15 protein-coding genes and 1 pseudogene are annotated in these 14,972 nt (G+C 73.4%); 8 read left to right on the top strand and 8 right to left on the bottom strand.

Annotation, left to right across the window (positions count from 1 at the left end; translation table 11 throughout):
- The first annotated feature begins 81 nt into the window (after positions 1–81).
- Together QSK20_RS02800 and QSK20_RS02795 are read left to right on the top strand one after the other, a co-directional pair.
- Positions 82–1,284: a helix-turn-helix domain-containing protein gene (locus QSK20_RS02800; protein WP_285786944.1), complete on the top strand. Its 1,203-nt coding sequence runs from the start codon at positions 82–84 to the stop codon at positions 1,282–1,284.
- Between the two features lie 3 nt (positions 1,285–1,287).
- Complete coding sequence (locus QSK20_RS02795; protein ID WP_285786943.1) at positions 1,288–1,527, top strand: hypothetical protein; 240 nt, start codon at positions 1,288–1,290, stop codon at positions 1,525–1,527.
- 164 nt (positions 1,528–1,691) lie between these two features.
- Here QSK20_RS02795 and QSK20_RS02790 read toward each other — a convergent pair whose 3' ends face one another.
- The 5 genes from QSK20_RS02790 to QSK20_RS02770 all read right to left on the bottom strand — a co-directional run bounded on the left by QSK20_RS02790 (position 1,692) and on the right by QSK20_RS02770 (position 4,625).
- A complete protein-coding gene (locus QSK20_RS02790) occupies positions 1,692–1,988 on the bottom strand; it encodes a hypothetical protein (RefSeq protein WP_285786942.1) in 297 nt (98 codons plus the stop codon).
- Between the two features lie 130 nt (positions 1,989–2,118).
- The gene (locus QSK20_RS02785; RefSeq protein ID WP_285786941.1) at positions 2,119–2,568 is read right to left on the bottom strand and encodes a GNAT family N-acetyltransferase; all 450 of its coding nucleotides are present in this window, start codon (positions 2,566–2,568) and stop codon (positions 2,119–2,121) included.
- 196 nt (positions 2,569–2,764) lie between these two features.
- Positions 2,765–3,316, bottom strand: coding sequence for an RICIN domain-containing protein (locus QSK20_RS02780; RefSeq protein WP_285786940.1), 552 nt, complete (start codon positions 3,314–3,316; stop codon positions 2,765–2,767).
- A gap of 517 nt (positions 3,317–3,833) precedes the next feature.
- A complete protein-coding gene (locus tag QSK20_RS02775; RefSeq protein ID WP_285786939.1) occupies positions 3,834–4,130 on the bottom strand; it encodes a hypothetical protein in 297 nt (98 codons plus the stop codon).
- A gap of 177 nt (positions 4,131–4,307) precedes the next feature.
- Positions 4,308–4,625 (bottom strand): hypothetical protein, encoded by a 318-nt coding sequence (locus QSK20_RS02770; RefSeq protein ID WP_285786938.1) that lies wholly within the window; start codon positions 4,623–4,625, stop codon positions 4,308–4,310.
- Between the two features lie 106 nt (positions 4,626–4,731).
- Between QSK20_RS02770 and QSK20_RS02765 the strand changes: the two genes are divergently transcribed.
- Together QSK20_RS02765 and QSK20_RS02760 are read left to right on the top strand one after the other, a co-directional pair.
- The gene (locus QSK20_RS02765; protein ID WP_285786937.1) at positions 4,732–5,298 is read left to right on the top strand and encodes a GNAT family N-acetyltransferase; all 567 of its coding nucleotides are present in this window, start codon (positions 4,732–4,734) and stop codon (positions 5,296–5,298) included.
- 74 nt (positions 5,299–5,372) lie between these two features.
- A complete protein-coding gene (locus QSK20_RS02760; RefSeq protein WP_285786936.1) occupies positions 5,373–6,170 on the top strand; it encodes an alpha/beta fold hydrolase in 798 nt (265 codons plus the stop codon).
- Positions 6,171–6,311: 141 nt separating this feature from the next.
- Here the strand turns inward: QSK20_RS02760 and QSK20_RS02755 are convergent, their stop codons facing one another.
- Positions 6,312–7,247 (bottom strand): aminoglycoside phosphotransferase family protein, encoded by a 936-nt coding sequence (locus tag QSK20_RS02755; protein WP_285786935.1) that lies wholly within the window; start codon positions 7,245–7,247, stop codon positions 6,312–6,314.
- A 309-nt stretch (positions 7,248–7,556) separates the two neighbouring features.
- Between QSK20_RS02755 and QSK20_RS02750 the strand changes: the two genes are divergently transcribed.
- Entirely contained in the window at positions 7,557–8,696 is a 1,140-nt protein-coding gene (locus QSK20_RS02750; protein ID WP_285786934.1) for a polysaccharide pyruvyl transferase family protein, read from the top strand.
- A gap of 101 nt (positions 8,697–8,797) precedes the next feature.
- Here the strand turns inward: QSK20_RS02750 and QSK20_RS02745 are convergent, their stop codons facing one another.
- Positions 8,798–9,001, bottom strand: coding sequence for a DUF8847 domain-containing protein (locus QSK20_RS02745; RefSeq protein WP_285786933.1), 204 nt, complete (start codon positions 8,999–9,001; stop codon positions 8,798–8,800).
- A 215-nt stretch (positions 9,002–9,216) separates the two neighbouring features.
- Between QSK20_RS02745 and QSK20_RS02740 the strand changes: the two genes are divergently transcribed.
- The gene (locus tag QSK20_RS02740) at positions 9,217–9,702 is read left to right on the top strand and encodes a DinB family protein (RefSeq protein WP_416905864.1); all 486 of its coding nucleotides are present in this window, start codon (positions 9,217–9,219) and stop codon (positions 9,700–9,702) included.
- A 13-nt stretch (positions 9,703–9,715) separates the two neighbouring features.
- On the opposite strand, the gene QSK20_RS02735 is transcribed toward QSK20_RS02740, so the two are convergent.
- Entirely contained in the window at positions 9,716–10,588 is an 873-nt protein-coding gene (locus tag QSK20_RS02735) for a carbohydrate kinase family protein (RefSeq protein WP_285786931.1), read from the bottom strand.
- A gap of 63 nt (positions 10,589–10,651) precedes the next feature.
- Between QSK20_RS02735 and QSK20_RS02730 the strand changes: the two genes are divergently transcribed.
- Positions 10,652–13,957: a DEAD/DEAH box helicase gene (locus QSK20_RS02730; protein ID WP_285786930.1), complete on the top strand. Its 3,306-nt coding sequence runs from the start codon at positions 10,652–10,654 to the stop codon at positions 13,955–13,957.
- A pseudogene (locus tag QSK20_RS02725) lies at positions 13,954–14,877 on the top strand (SWIM zinc finger family protein); the annotation flags it as partial. The gene QSK20_RS02730 and the pseudogene QSK20_RS02725, both read left to right, overlap by 4 nt.
- Positions 14,878–14,972: the final 95 nt, after the last annotated feature.

Here is a 14,972-nt window from a genome sequence, read left to right as displayed (position 1 = left end):
TCGTCTGTTGGGTCCTCCGCGCGGGCGGCGTCACCAGCGTCGCGGAGACGACTCGGGCGGTGCCGGAGTGGCGGTGGCGTCGTGGACAGCAGTGAGCTTCTGCCGGTTGGTCGTCGAGTGGCGTACTGGCGCGGGCGACGAAGACTCTCGCAGCAGGTGTTCGCCGACCGGCTCGGCAAGTCCAAGAGCTGGGTCGACAAGGTGGAGCGGGGTGTCCGGTCGCTGGACAAGGTGTCGACCCTCCAGGACATCGCCGCAGTCCTGCGGATCGACCCGGCGGTGCTGCTCGGTCGGGGCGCCCAGCCCGCCGACGTGACTGAGCGGGCCAAGGGGGTGGAGCGGATTCGGGTGACGTTGTCGGCGTACGAGATCGCCTTGGAACGCCCACCGGCCCGCCGTCCCGTCTTGCCGGCCGACGAGTTGGCGCGGGATGTCGCCCATGCCTGGACCACCTTCCAGCATGCCCGCTACCCACAGATGATCGACCTGGTGCCGCCGTTGTTGGCCGACGCGCAGCGCACCCACGCCCACGATCCTGGCGACGGTCGGGCTCTGTTGGTGGAGGCGTACCGTGCGACCGCGGCGCTGCTGGTGAAGCTCGGCGAATCCGACCTGGCGTGGTTGGCGGTCGACCGGGGGATGACCGCCGCTACCGGTGACCGGGTGTTGGTGGCTGCCGTTGCCGTGCAGCTCGGCCAGGTGTTACGCGAGGCGGGGCAGGCGCGGGTGGCGAAGTCGGTGATGCTGGCCGCCGCGTACCGGATCGTCCCGCCGGTGATCGAGTTCGGCGCTGCACCGGAGCTGTCGCTGTGCGGGACGCTGCTGGTGCAGGCCGCCCTGGCCGCTGCCCGGGACGGGGACGACCGCGCCGTAGTCGAACTGATCGACGAGGCCGCCGAGATGGCGGCGCGGGTGGGGGACGGGCACGACCACCACCGGACCGGGTTCGGGCCGACGGCGGTGGAGTTGGCCCGCGTCGCGGTAGCCGTGGAGTTGGGCGACGTAGGAGAGGCCGTGGCCCGGCACGAGAAAGCGACCACCCGGGACGGCTGGCGATGGCTGTCCGCCGAGCACCGCGCCGCGTACCTGATCGACGCCGCCCGCGCCTACCTTCAGGCTGACGATCCGGTCAGCGCCGGCCGGGTCCTGATGGAGGCCGACCGGATCGCACCGGCCGAGATCCGCCATCGGCCGGTAGGTCGGGACCTCCTCGCCCAGGTTGCCCGCGAGCCCGCTGCCCCGACGACGCTCACCCAGCTCGCCACCGCCCTCGGGGTGGGCTGACCGGTGACCGCGCCGTTCCTGTCCCTGACCCAGATCCTCAACCGGCTCGCCCTCACCGCCCGGACGATCCTGCGCCACCACCGAGCCGGGCCGGACGGACAGTGCCGAGCCTGCCGCGTGCCGGGATGTTCGGTGGCGACCGCCGCTCGCGACGTCCTCCACACCGTCGAGGAGATACAGCAGCGCGATACCGCGACCGAGCGGACCGCACCTGACCCGGACGGCCCGCAGCAGACCCGATGACCTCGGACGACGCCCGATCCGCCGGCTCGCCGTCAGTGCACACAGAGAAGGCCGCTGGTTCGATCCCGGTTCGGCCCACCACCGATACGACGCAGAAGAGGCACCCTTGATCGAGGGTGCCTCTTCGTGGAGCAGCCGAACAAAGTGGTGTGAGAGGTGCCGGTCTACCAGTTGCAGTTGGCGGCCGGGATCCAGCCGTCCTGCCCCGGTGCCTCGGCCCCGTGGCCGTAGTACCAGGTCCCGACCTCACTGCCGCCGAAGATCGAGTGAACGCGGAAGCCCCGCCCGGGGCTCAGGGTGCGGAGGACGTTGCCCCAGGGCTGGTCGCGCAGCCAGGTGGACTGGTTGGTCACGCAGATGTCACCAGGGGTGTCGCTGGCGGCGGCCGGCGCGGACACTGCCGTCGATCCGGCGGCGACGACAGCCATGACCGCCAGCACGCGTACAACGTTGCGCTTCATGCGCTTCCTCTCGGTGAAGATGCCTTGCGAGCCAGACGATTATGCCCGCCGATCCCGACGTGGCAAGCCGGGCAGCCCGAGCGCCAGATCGACTGGCGGCCAATGTGGACGGCGCGAGACCAACGGGCACTCAGAGGTCGAGGACTCCGACAGCCTGACCGCCGCTCTGCTCACCCGTCGGTCTGAAGCCGAGTTTGAGGTAGAACTCCTCTGGCCCCCCTGCCCGTGGCTCCCAGGTGACGTAGGCGCGGTTGCCGCCCCGGGCGCGAATCTCCTCGCACACGGCCTTGACGGCGAACCGGCCGTAACCGTATCCCTGCGCGTCGGCCGCGATGTTCAGTCGCCAGAGGCCGGAGCGCAGGTCGTCGGGGTTGTGGCCCCAGGTCACGCCGAGGAAGGCCATCAGAAAGCCGACCGGTCGATCGCCGTCAAAGATCAACCTGGGCCAGGCGTTGTCGGGGAAGACGTACGCCTCGGCCAGCGACTTGACCACGGGCGCGACCAGATCTTCCTGGTCGGGACGGACGGACAGCCCGAGGGCTGCCTTGTAGTTCCCCGGGGTGACCTTTTCGAGGCGCATGGGGCGGACCGTAGCGGGCGGATGGACGGTCAGCGACCGGATTGGCGCTTGCTGACGCTGTAGCGATGGGGCCTTCCTGCGTCCAGGGAGGCCCCATCGCCTGTCGGGGCGGGGTCCGGCGAGCCGATTACCGTGGTGACGTGGGTTTGGCGTCCCACCGGTCCGGTGCCGCAGCCCGCGGCCGGCGGGTCGGGCGTCAACTGACGGCGGTCCAGGTCTGGTTCGGCGCTCCGGTGCAGTTCGCGGTCACGACGAGCGGTCCGGTGGTGGGACTGGTCGGGTAGACCGTCAGGCACCTGAAGCTGAATCCGCTCCGAATCTGGTTGCCGTACCAGTTCCAGTACTGGTTCGGTGCTCCGGTGCACGTCCAGACGAGCACCGGAGCACCGTCGAAATTGTTCCAGTTGTAGAGGTCCAGGCAGAGTCCCTGCACGGAATTCTTCAGTTGGTTCCCGCTGGGAACCCAGATCTGACTCGGTGAGTTCGAGCATTCCGCGACATAGACCGCCGCGCCGCTCCAGACACCGGCCCAGGTTTCTAGGCACTTTCCGGTTTCGGCGTTCTTGATCCTGTAAGAGGAGGCACTCTCGGCCGGCTGCGGCACCTCTTCGGATGCCGCCCGATCGGTGCTTTCTCCAGCCGTGCTCCGAAGCGGGTTCGCGCCGACGGGAGATGCCGTCAGTGCGGCTCCGGCCAGCAGCACGGCAGCGAAGACGGATACGACTAGGCGACGTTTTCCACGGATCATTACCAACGTTCCTCTCGGGGAGTGTGAGGGTGTCCATGGAGAATAAAACAAAGGCGACTATGAATATAGGTGCCTGCATTGGGATTGCGGGTTAATGTGCGGCTCTGTTGTCTTTGTCGTATCTGGCGGGGCATGGCGTCCAGGGTGATTACCAACGAGACCGACGGGGATGCGGCGGATGTTGTACCAGCCGTCGATGTAGGTAAAGATCGCGTTCTCGGCCTCGTCGCGAAAGCGCCTTTGATGCACACCGAGATGCTCGGCCAGGCGCCGTACACGGTGTACCGGGACCGCCGGGCCTACGACTACAGCCGCCCGGGGGCATTTCGACGGCCGCCGGACACGACGAAGTCACCGCGTTCCCGCAGGGTTGGCCGCGCCGGCGGTTCACACCGAAGAGGTCACTGGAGCGGATTCAGCGCCGCCCATCATCGACACAGCGCAGAAGGGGCACCCTCTGGAGAGGGTGCCCCTTCTGGAACAGTCGACCAACGCTGAGAAGGTTGGCGGTCCCTGTCTACCAGTTGCAGTTGGCGGCCGGGATCCAGCCGTCCTGCCCCGGCGCCTCGGCCCCGTGGCCGTAGTACCAGGTCTGGATGTGGCTGCCGCCGTAGATCGAGTGGACGCGGAAGCCCCGCCCGGGGCTCAGGGTGCGGAGGACGTTGCCCCAGGGCTGGTCGCGCAGCCAGGTGGACTGGTTGGTCACGCAGATGTCACCAGGGCTGTCGCTGGCGGCGGCCGGCGCGGACGCCACTGCCGTCCCGGTGGCGAGGACGGTCATGACCGCCAGCACGCGTACCACATTGCGCTTCATGCGCTTCCTTTCGATTGGGTGCCTTACGAGCGCACCGATTATTTCCAGACGCCGATCATGGAGTTGTGGCGCCCGATCGGCGTCCTTTGTGAAGTTTGTTCGGTGCCCGAACTCCATGATCGACGGGGTGGGCCGGGCGGGTCATGGTGCGGGCGGGGTGCCACGGCGCTCCGGGGGTCAGCCGCAGTGCACGTGGCTTTCGAGGATCCAGCCGTCCGTGGTGTCCGCCTCGGCGCCGTGACCGAAGATCCAAATGCGACCGTGGACGTCCCTGATGCTCGACAGGTGGTAGCGGAACCCGCGACCGGCGTGCAGCGTACGCAGGTAGCCGACCCCGCCGTAGCTGTCGTACGAGGCGAACAGCCATCCGTTCGAGCTGAGGTTGCAGAGCAGACCGAACGTGCCGTGGGCGTGCGCAGGACTCGCCGTGGCCAGCGTCCCGCCACCGACGGCGATCGACAGAGCGGCGACCACGCTGAGAAGTTTCCGCCTCATGCATTTCCTTTCCGGCTTACGGTTTCCCGACCCCGGCGAGTCTTGCACCGGAGATCCCCTGCTGTGTATGGGAAGGGCTTCCCGGTACGGCGCATAGGCTCGACGGGTGGTCGGTCCCTTCTCCACCGCGCGTCTGCTCCTGCGTCCCTTCACCCTGGCCGACCTGGACGACGTCTGGGCCTACCAGCGCCGGCCGGAGGTGGCCCGGTTCATGTCCTGGTCCGCCCGGGACCGGGAGCAGTCCCGCCGGTCGCTGGAGCAGATAATCCGCGAGGACGGTCTCCGCGTCGAGGGTGACTGTCTGGCCCTGGCGGTCGTCTTACGGGACACCGGCCGGGTGGTGGGCCACGTGGAACTGGTGTGGCGCAGCCGCGCGCACCGGCGGGGTGAGTTGGGGTACGTTCTCGACCCGCGTCACCAGGGTCACGGCTACGCGACGGAGGCCGCCACCGAGATGCTCCGGTACGGCTTCGAGGAGTTCGGCCTGCACCGGATCGTCGCCCGATGTAACACCCGGAACACCGCGTCGGCCCGCCTCATGGAGCGGCTGGGCATGCGTCGGGAGGCGCACTTCCGGGAGTGCGCGTTCGGCAAGGGTGAGTGGCGGGACGAGTACGTCTACGCGCTGCTCCGCACCGAGTGGACCCGGACCCCGCACCAGCGTGGCGGTTGACCGCGACCGGGCGGAGTGCCCGGCCGTTCGCGGGGAACCCCGAGGGTCTGCCGATCCGTGGGCCGGAGGGGACCGTGAGCTACGCCGACGTCAACGGGGTGCGCCTGTGGCACGAGAGCCACGGGTCGGGCCCTGCGCTGGTGCTGCTGCACGGCGGCATCGGCACCGGGGAGATGTTCGCGTCGGCGCTGCCGGCGTTCACCGCGCACCGTCGGGTGGTCACCGTCGACCTTCAGGCACACGGTCGTACGCCGGACGTGGACCGTCCGCTGCGTCACGAGACGCTGGCCGACGACGTGGCCGCCCTGCTCGACCGGATCGGACTGGCCGAGGCGGACGTCCTGGGGTACTCCCTCGGCGGCGCGGTGGCGCTGCGCACCGCGATCCAACACCCCGGCCTGGTCCGCCGACTGGTCTGCGTCTCCGCCCCGTGTCGCCGTGACGGGTGGTATCCCGAGGTGCTCGCCGGCATGGCGGGCATGGGGGCGGAGACCGCCGCCGAGAGCCGGGCCTCGTCGGCGTACGCGCGCCACACCCGGGTCGCGCCGCGACCGCAGGACTGGCCGGTGCTCTGGACCAAACTGGGCGCCCTGCTGCGGCGTGACTACGACTGGTCCGCCGAGGTGGCCGCCCTGACCGTGCCGACCCTGCTGGTCTTCGCCGACGCGGACGCGGTGCGTACCGCCCACATGGTGGAGTTCTTCGGTCTGCTCGGCGGCGGCCACCACGACGCCGGACCGGACGGCGCCGACCGGCCCACCTCCCGGCTGGCCGTTCTGCCCGGCCACACCCACCAGGACATCGTCGGCTCACCCGCCCTGCCGGCGGCCGTGCTGCCCTTCCTCACCCACCCGGTACGCCCACCCGGCTGATCCGCCCCGCCCCGGCTGATCCGCCCCGCCCCGGCTGATCCGCCCCGCCCCGGCTGAGCCGCCTCGCTCGACGCCGACGCCGCCGCTGGCCGCCCGACGCGCTGCCGGTGGCCCGCCTCCGGGAGCGTCGAGGGGCGTCGCTCAGCGCAGCCGGCGGGCCAGCCAGGGCAGGAGCGCGTCGCCCTGGGCCCGCTGGAACGCCCGGACGGTGGGGATGCCGGCCGGGGCGGGCTGCCGGGCCGCGTCCAGGAAGAAACCGGCCCACCCGGCGAGCACCCCGGTCACCGCGTCCGGGTCGACGTCGGCGGTCAGCGGCCGGGCACGCAGCAGCGCCTCGGGGTCGTGCCCGCCGTACAGCGCGACGTTGACCAGCAGGATCACACTGTCCAGCCAGGCCGGCCCCCGGCAGGCCCACGGCCAGTCGACCACCGTCACCCGGCCGGCCGCGTCGACCAGCAGGTTGTCCGCCCGTACGTCGACGTGGCAGAGCGTGTCCCCGGCCAACGCGGCGAGGCCCCGGTCGGCGGCGGCGCGCAGCGCGGCCAGGTGCCCCCGCGCCCAGGGGTCGAGGTCGTCCGGCGGGTCGGCGGCGATCCGGTGCCAGCCGGCGAAGTCGTACCCCAGGCTCTCGGCGGCGGTGGGCGCGTGACCGGCCGGCGCGGGGGTGAGCACGGCGGCCAGCGCCGCCAGGGTGTCCAGGACGGCGGCCAACTCGTCGGCCTGCCAGGGGGTGACCGGGTGACGACCCTCGACGTCGGCGTAGACCAGCGCCACCCAGTCGCCGTCGTCGTGACAGCCGAGCAGCCGGGGGACCGGTGCGTGCGCGGGCAGGGCGGCGGCGTTGCGGGCCTCCTGCCGGTGCAGGTGCGGGCTGCGGTCGTTCTGGGCGCGGCTGACCGCCTTGACGAAGGCACGCCGGCCGTCGGCGGTGCGCACCCGGTCGGCGGTGCCGGGGGAGAAGCCGCCCGGCTGGGACACCGCCGCCACGACCTCGCCCCCGACGATCCGCTCCACCTCCGTCCGCACCCCGGCCGGCAGGTCGGCCCAGCCGATCCGACGGTTCGTGATGGTGTCCATCCGTCCACGGTGGCCGGGCCGGCCCCGGCGGGCAAGCGGATTGGCCGCCGCTGGTGGCCCGCCGGGGACGGCCACACCCGGCGTCGCCGGGAGAAGTCGCCCGCCCGGGGCGGCGACACCCGGCTCCGGCGGGACGAGTCGTCCGCCCGGGCCGGCCACACCCGGCACCGGTGGGACGGGTCGCCCCGCCCGGGGCGGCCACGCCCGTTTCCGGCGACAGGAGTCCCGCCCCGGTCGGCGGCGTGACCCGCGAACAGGCATGGCCGGGGCCGGGGCGGGTAGGCCGGGGGCCGGCGAGGGGAGGGCGGCATGGGGGAGCTGACCATCGGCGTGCTGGGCTCGTACGGAGGGCGAAACCTCGGGGACGAGGCGATCCTGACCGCCCTGCTGGCCGATCTGCGCGACCAGCAGCCGCGTGCCCGGATCGTCGTCTTCTCCCGTAATCCCACGCACACCCTGGCCCACCATCCCGGGGTGGAGGCGGTGCCGTGGGAGGGGGTGAGCCGGGTCGACTCGGCAGCCGTCCTCGACCGGCTCGACCTGCTCATCCTCGGCGGCGGTGGCATCCTCTACGACCGGGAGGCCCGCCGCTACCTGCGGGTGGTGCGGGTGGCCCAGGAACGCGGCCTGCCGCTGCTGACGTACGCGGTGGGGGTCGGGCCGCTGACCGAGGCGGTGGACTGCGGCATGGTCCGCGAGACGCTGACCAGCGCCACCGAGGTGACGGTGCGGGACGAGGAGTCCCGCGTGGTCCTGGAGGAGGCCGGCCTGCTCACCCCGATCACGGTCACCGCCGATCCGGCGTTCCTGCTGGAACCGGAGGACTTTCCCGCCCAACTGCTGCGGGAGGAGGGCGTACCGAACGGGAAGCGGCTGGTCGCGATGAGCGTACGGGAACCGGGCCGGGCCGCCGAGCGGCTGGACGTGGACGCGTACCACCGCCTGCTCGCCCAGGTCGGCGACTTCCTGGTGCACCGGATCGACGCCGACGTGGTCTTCGTGCCGATGGAACGCGACGACATCCGCCACTCGCACGGCGTGATGTCCCACATGACCGCCGCCGACCGGGGACGGATCCTGCACGGCGACTACTCGCCACCGCAGGTGCTGGGGCTGATGCGGCATTTCGACCTGGCCGTCGGGATGCGCCTGCACTTCCTGATCTTCGCGGCGCGGGCGAACATCCCGTTCCTGCCCCTGCCGTACGCCGGGAAGGTCTTCGACCTGGCCCAGCGGCTCGGCGTGCCGGCGCTCAAGGGGGTGGCCCGGGAGGTGGAGGGGCCGTTGCTGGCCGAGGTCGACCGGCTCTGGGACGAACGCGACACGCGCGCCGAATCCGTGTCCCGGCGGGTGGCGGAGATGTGCGAGCAGGCCCGGAGCACCTCTCTCGTGACCCGCGCGGTGCTGGACGGCCTGCGGTCCCGCGCCCGCGCCCGGGTCACCGCCTGAGCGCCGTTCCGCCCGCGCTGCCTCCCGCTCCCGGGCTGAGGTGTGTGCAGGGGACCCTTCCTCGGCAGAAAGCGGTAACAGGGGGCCCCTGCTACCACCCTTCAGGTGGCGGGGCCGCGCCAGCAGTAGCGCCAGGCCGGTTCGCCCTCGGCAGACTCAAGCTCGTAGATCTCCGCGTTGGCCAGCCCGGCGGCGCCGAGGTGGTGGTGGGTCAACGGCGGACGGCCGTTCGGGTCCAGTTCGACGGTGACGGTCTCGCCGTCGAAGGCGCCGCCCACCAGGGGAATCTCTGCCGTGGATGCCATGGCCCCATCCTGCACGCACCCCGGTCGACCCGCACGGCTATGCCACGACCGGGCACCTGCCGGCAGCGGCGGGGGATTCCACCCTGCGGACCCCGGAGGTGCGGAAGCGGCGGTCCCGGGCGGAAAAGGGACCGCGGGAGGTCGGATCCCTCACTACGGTCGACGCCATGGCCGAGACCACCATCCACCCGTCCGTCGATCCCACGCTCGCCCCGGTGATCGCCCGTACCGGCGACGAGCGGGCCGTGCTGGAGGCCTTCCTCGACCTGCACCGGCAGGTGGTGCTCACGAAGCTGCGGGGCCTCACCTCCACCGACGCGACCCGCCGGCTGGTGCCCTCCGACACGACGGTCGCCGGCGTGGTCAAGCACCTCACGATGGTGGAGGCGAACTGGTTCCCCCGCCTGCTCGCCCCCGCACCGGGCGAGGAGCACGTGTTCTCCGCCGAGGCGGGCCGGCTGAGCTGGACCGTCGACCCGGCGGACACCGTCGAACGGCTGGCCGAGGCGTACGAGGCGGCCTGCGCCCGGTCCCGCGAGGTCGCCGCCCGGTTCCCGCTCGACCACGTGGTGCCGCAGCCGCAGCTCGGCGAGGTGAACCTGCGCTGGATCTACGTGCACATGATCGAGGAGACCGCCCGGCACGCCGGCCACGCGGACATCCTGCGGGAACTGACCGACGGGGCGACCGGAACGGTGTGACCGGGGACGGGCCTCAGGGCCGCGGGAGCAGTCCCGACGGGTACTCCATGCCGTCGTGGGCGCAGGCCGCCGCCGCCACCTCCGCCGCGTACCGGGCCGCCGCCTCCGGGGCGTCGCCGCGCAGCCGGGCGGCGAGGAACCCGGCCGCGAAGGCGTCCCCCGCGCCGTTGCTGTCCAGCACCGGCGCGGGCGGCGTCGCCGCCGGCACCCGGACCGGCGGGTGGTCCGGCCGGTACAGCGCCGCGCCGTCCGCGCCGTGGGTGACCACCACGGTCCGGGGCGTCAGCGCGGTGGCCGTCGCGGCGGCGTCCGCGCCCAGCCGTACCCCGCTGACGAAGACCAGGTCGGCGACCTCGGCGAAGGGGCGGTGGTAGGGGTTCCGGCCGTCCCAGTCGTGCAGGTCCGTCGAGACGCCGACACCCTCCGGGAGGGCGGCCCGCAGGGTCGGCAGCAGGTCGTGCGTCCAATCCATGATCGACAGGTGTACGTGGGCCGCCCGCGCGACCAGCGCGGCCAGCTCGTCGGCGGTGAACGGGGGCGGCCCCTGCCACGGGCGGGAGTCGTAGAGCGACATGCGCCGTCCGGCCGGGTCGACCAGGTTCACCGACCGTCGGGTGCCCCGGTCGTCCGTCCGCAGCACCGTCGTGGCGTCCGTCCGGGCCAGCGCCGCCCGGACCACGTCACCGGGCGGGTCGTCGCCGACCACGTCGACCACCGTCACCGGCAGTCCGAGCGCGTGCGCGGCGAGCGCCACCCCCGCACCGGTGTTGCCGATCCGCAGGTCGACGGGGTCCACGTGGAGGGAGTCGGCCAGGGGCAGCGGAAGCGCGGGCACGCGTACCCGCACGTCCACGCCGAGACCGCCGATCACCAGAAGTCCGGACACGGCGCCGACGGTATCCCGGGCCGGCTCACTATCCTGTCCCCGGGCGACGACGAGGGGAGACGTGTGCTGCTCATCCACGGGGTGTGGCTGGTCGGCGTCGGGCTCGCCCTCTGGGCCGAGGAGAGCACCGCCCCGACGCGTCCGCCCCGACGCGCCGGACGTCCTCCCCGGGAACGTCCGCACCCCTTCGCCGCCGACCACGCCGCGCTGGCTGCCGCGCTCGGTCCGGCCGCCGCGTCCGCCACGCACGGCTCGGCGGCGCTCGCCCTGCCCACCCGGGGTGGCGCGCCGCTCGACTCGCCGGAACTGGTCCGCACCGCCGCCGTGGACCCGGTCCGCGGCGCGGTCACCCTGGCCCGCTGGCGGGTGCCCACCCTGGAGTACGCCCCGGCCGGCGCCCTCGCCGTGCTCCGTCGGATCGACGGGTACGCCGGGACGCCCGGTGCCGGTCTGCGGCACCTCGCCGAGCTGTCCGCCTTCGCCGCCGATCTGGTGGCCCGGGGGCGTGTCCTGCCGGTGGTGGCCGACGACGACCGGCCGGGCCGGGACCGGACGGCGGGCGGAGTGCGCCACGGCCGCGCCGACGGGGCGGTCGCCTGCTGGCATCCGCTGCTCACCGGCGCGGACGCCGGCTGGGCGCGGGCGCTCACCCTGGCCCTGCCGCCGTCGGTCCGTGCCGTGGCACCGGTCGCCGGGGGCGGGCCGGGTCCGGCGGGGCGGGCCGAGGACAGCACGTCGGGTCGGCGCGGTCGGGTCGCCGGTGGCCCGTCGAGCCGGGCCGATGCCCCCGACGGTGCGCCGAGCCCGGCCGACGTGGTCGCCGACGCGCTCGACGCGCTCACCGACGCCGCCGCCCGGGCCGCCCTGGACGGCCTCCGGCTGCCCGGAACCGGACGGCGTGACCCGGTCGCCGCCTGGTTGACCGCGCTGACCGCTCCCCGGCCCGGGTTCGCGGTCGACCCGGTCGACCGGGAGGCGCTCCGGGCCGGGCTGGACGCCTGGCAGCGGGACGCGGTCGGTAGTCCGGTCCGGGCCAGTTTCCGGCTGACCGAGCCGCCGACGATCGCCGTGGACGCGTCCGACGACGTGGACGCGTCCGACGGCCCGACCGCCCCGGATGGCCCGACCGCCCCGGAAGGCCCGACCGCCTCCGACGGCCCCACCGCCTCCGGTGACCCGACCGCCCCGGCCGCGCCGGACGACCCCGTCGACGCGGGCGTCTGGCGGGTCGAGTTCGGGTTGCAGGCCGCCGACGAGCCGGGCCTGCTGGTCGGCGCCGAGTCGATCTGGCGTGACCCGGCGAGTGCCAGCGTGTTCGCGGACCGGCTCGACGCCCCGCAGGAGACACTCCTGGCCGAGCTGGGCCGGGCCAGCCGGCTCTGGCCGGAGCTGGACGACGCGTTACGCACCGCGACTCCGGAGGCCATGGAACTCGACGCCGAGGGAGCGCACCGCTTCCTCCGGGAGGGCGCTCCGGTGCTGCACGCCGCCGGCTTCGGGGTGCTGCTGCCCGGCTGGTGGCACCGCCCGGGCGCCCGGCTCGGCGCGCGCCTGACGGCCCGCAGCCGGACCGCACCGGGCACCGTGGCCACCCCGGGCGGCGTCGGGCTGGACGCCCTGGTGGACTACCGCTGGGAGCTGGCCCTGGGCGACCAGCCGCTGACCGCCGAGGAGTTGGCCGCGTTGGCGGAACGGAAGAGCCCGCTGGTCCGGCTGCGCGGGCAGTGGGTCGAGCTGGACCCGAAGCGGCTCGCCGCCGGCCTGCGACTGCTTCGTTCCTCCGGTGAGCTGACCGTGGCCGACCTGCTCCGGCTCGGCCTGGCCGACAGCGGTGACGCGTCCCTGCCGGTGCTGGAGATCAGCGCCGACGGCGCACTCGGTGACCTGCTCTCCGGGGAGGCGGAGCGGCGGCTCGCCCCGCTGGACCCGCCGCCGGGCTTCGCCGGCGAGCTGCGGCCGTACCAGCGGCGGGGGCTGGCCTGGCTGGCCTTCCTCCAGTCCCTCGGGCTGGGTGCGGTCCTCGCCGACGACATGGGGCTCGGCAAGACGGTGCAACTGCTCGCCCTGCTCGCCGCCGACCCGCCGGAGGCCGGGCCGACCCTGCTGGTCTGCCCGATGTCGCTGGTCGGCAACTGGCAGCGGGAGGCGGCCCGGTTCACCCCGAAGCTGCGGGTGCGTGTGCACCACGGCACGGACCGGGCGCGGGGCGAGCGGTTCGCCGAGGCGGTGCAGGACACGGACCTGATGATCACCACGTACGCGGTGGCCGCCCGGGACGCGGTCGCGCTGGCCGGCATCGACTGGCACCGGGTGGTGGTGGACGAGGCACAGGCGATCAAGAACGCGGCCACCCGTCAGGCCGAGGCGGTCCGGGCGCTGCCCGCCCGGCACCGGATCGCGGTCACCGGTACGCCGGTGGAGAACCGTCTCGCCGACCTCTGGTCGATCATGCAGTTCGCCAATCCCGGCCTGCTCGGCCCGGCCTCCTCCTTCCGCAGGTCGTACGCCGAGCCGATCGAGCGCCACGGCGACGAGGAGACGGCCGGGCGGCTGCGCCGGGTCACCGGGCCGTTCGTGCTGCGGCGGCTCAAGACCGACTCGTCGATCATCTCCGACCTGCCCGAGAAGCTGGAGATGGAGGTGCTCTGCAACCTCACCGCCGAACAGGCCGCGCTCTACCAGGCGGTGGTCGACGACATGCTGGCGAAGATCGAGTCCAGCGACGGGATCGAGCGGCGCGGTCTGGTGCTCGCCACCATGACCAAGCTGAAACAGGTCTGCAACCATCCGGCCCACCTGCTGCGCGACGGCTCGGCGCTGCCCGGCCGGTCCGGCAAGCTGGCCCGGCTGGAGGAGATCCTCGACGAGGTCCTCGCGGCGGGGGAGAAGGCACTGCTGTTCAGCCAGTACGCCGAGTTCGGCGGCATGCTGCGCGGGCACCTGTCGGCCCGGTTCGGCCGGGAGGTGCTCTTCCTGCACGGCGGGGTCGGCAAGGCCGACCGGGACGAGATGGTCACCGGCTTCCAGTCCCCGGACGGCCCCGCGCTGTTCGTGCTCTCCCTCAAGGCCGGCGGCACCGGGCTCACCCTGACCGCCGCGAACCACGTGGTGCACGTGGACCGGTGGTGGAACCCGGCGGTGGAGGACCAGGCGACCGACCGGGCGTTCCGGATCGGGCAGCGTCGCCGCGTGCAGGTCCGCAAGTTCGTCTGCGCCGGCACGGTGGAGGAGAAGGTCGCGGCCATGATCGCCGAGAAGCGTGGGCTGGCCGCGCGGGTCGTGGGCAGCGGCGAGCAGTGGTTGACCGAGTTGTCCACCGCCGACCTGCGTGACCTGCTCACCCTCGCCCCGCAGGCGGTGGTCGAGTGAGCCCCGCCGAGCGGCGGTTCGCCGACTACGGTCCACCCCGCCGCGTCACCGGGGGACTACGGGCCCGCAGCAGCCGGGGCGCGATCGGTCAGTCCTGGTGGTCCCGGCGGTTCGTGGAGGTGCTGGAGTCCTTCGCGCTGGGCACCCGGCTGACCCGGGGACGCGCCTACGCCCGCGCCGGCCAGGTGCTCGCCCTGGACGTCGCGCCCGGCGCGGTCACCGCCGTGGTGCAGGGCTCCCGACCCCGGCCGTACCAGGTCCGCATCGAGCTGGCCCGGTTCCCGGAACCGGTCTGGACGCGCCTGGAGGAGGCGCTGGCCGCGCAGGCGTTCTTCAGCGCCCGGCTGCTCGCCGGCGACCTTCCCGGCGAGCTGGAGGAGCTGTTCGCCGCCGTCGGCGCGCCCCTGTTCCCGGCCGGTGTCGGCGAGCTGGACCAGCACTGTTCCTGTCCCGACGTCGCGGTGCCCTGCAAGCATCTGGCGGCCACCTTCTATCTGCTGGCCGAGGCGTTCGACGCCGACCCGTTCCGGCTGCTGCACTGGCGCGGCCGGAGCCGTGCGGAACTGCTCGACCGGCTCCGCGCCCTGCGCGGCGCGGTCACGTCCCATCCCGGTCCGACCAGCACCGCGCCGGTCGGCGCGGCGACGGGACCGAGCGGCGGGCGGCCGGCAGCCGTGCCCACCAGCGGGTCGGCCGCACCTCGTGCGGCCGGTGCCGGACGGGTGCTCGGTGACCTGCCCGACCCGTCCCTGGCCGACCAGGTGGACCGGTTCTGGCTGCCACCGGTGCCCCTGCCCGAGCGTCCGCCGACGCTGGCCACGGAGCCGGAGCTGGTGCTGCGCCAGCTCGGGCCGCCGGACAGCGCGCTCGGCGGGCCGGGCCTGACCGAGCGGCTACGCCGGGCGTACCGGCGCTTCGGCGCGACCGAAGCCAGCGCGATCGACGGCGGCGCGATCGACGGCGTGGTCGGCACCGGCCTGACCGGTGCTGCGACGGACTCCGCTCCGGCCGGCGG

The organism is Micromonospora sp. NBRC 101691 (assembly GCF_030269285.1).
Lineage (GTDB): Bacteria > Actinomycetota > Actinomycetes > Mycobacteriales > Micromonosporaceae > Micromonospora > Micromonospora echinospora.
Note: the sequence above shows the minus strand (reverse complement) of the source record. Positions and strands in the feature narration are given on the sequence as shown.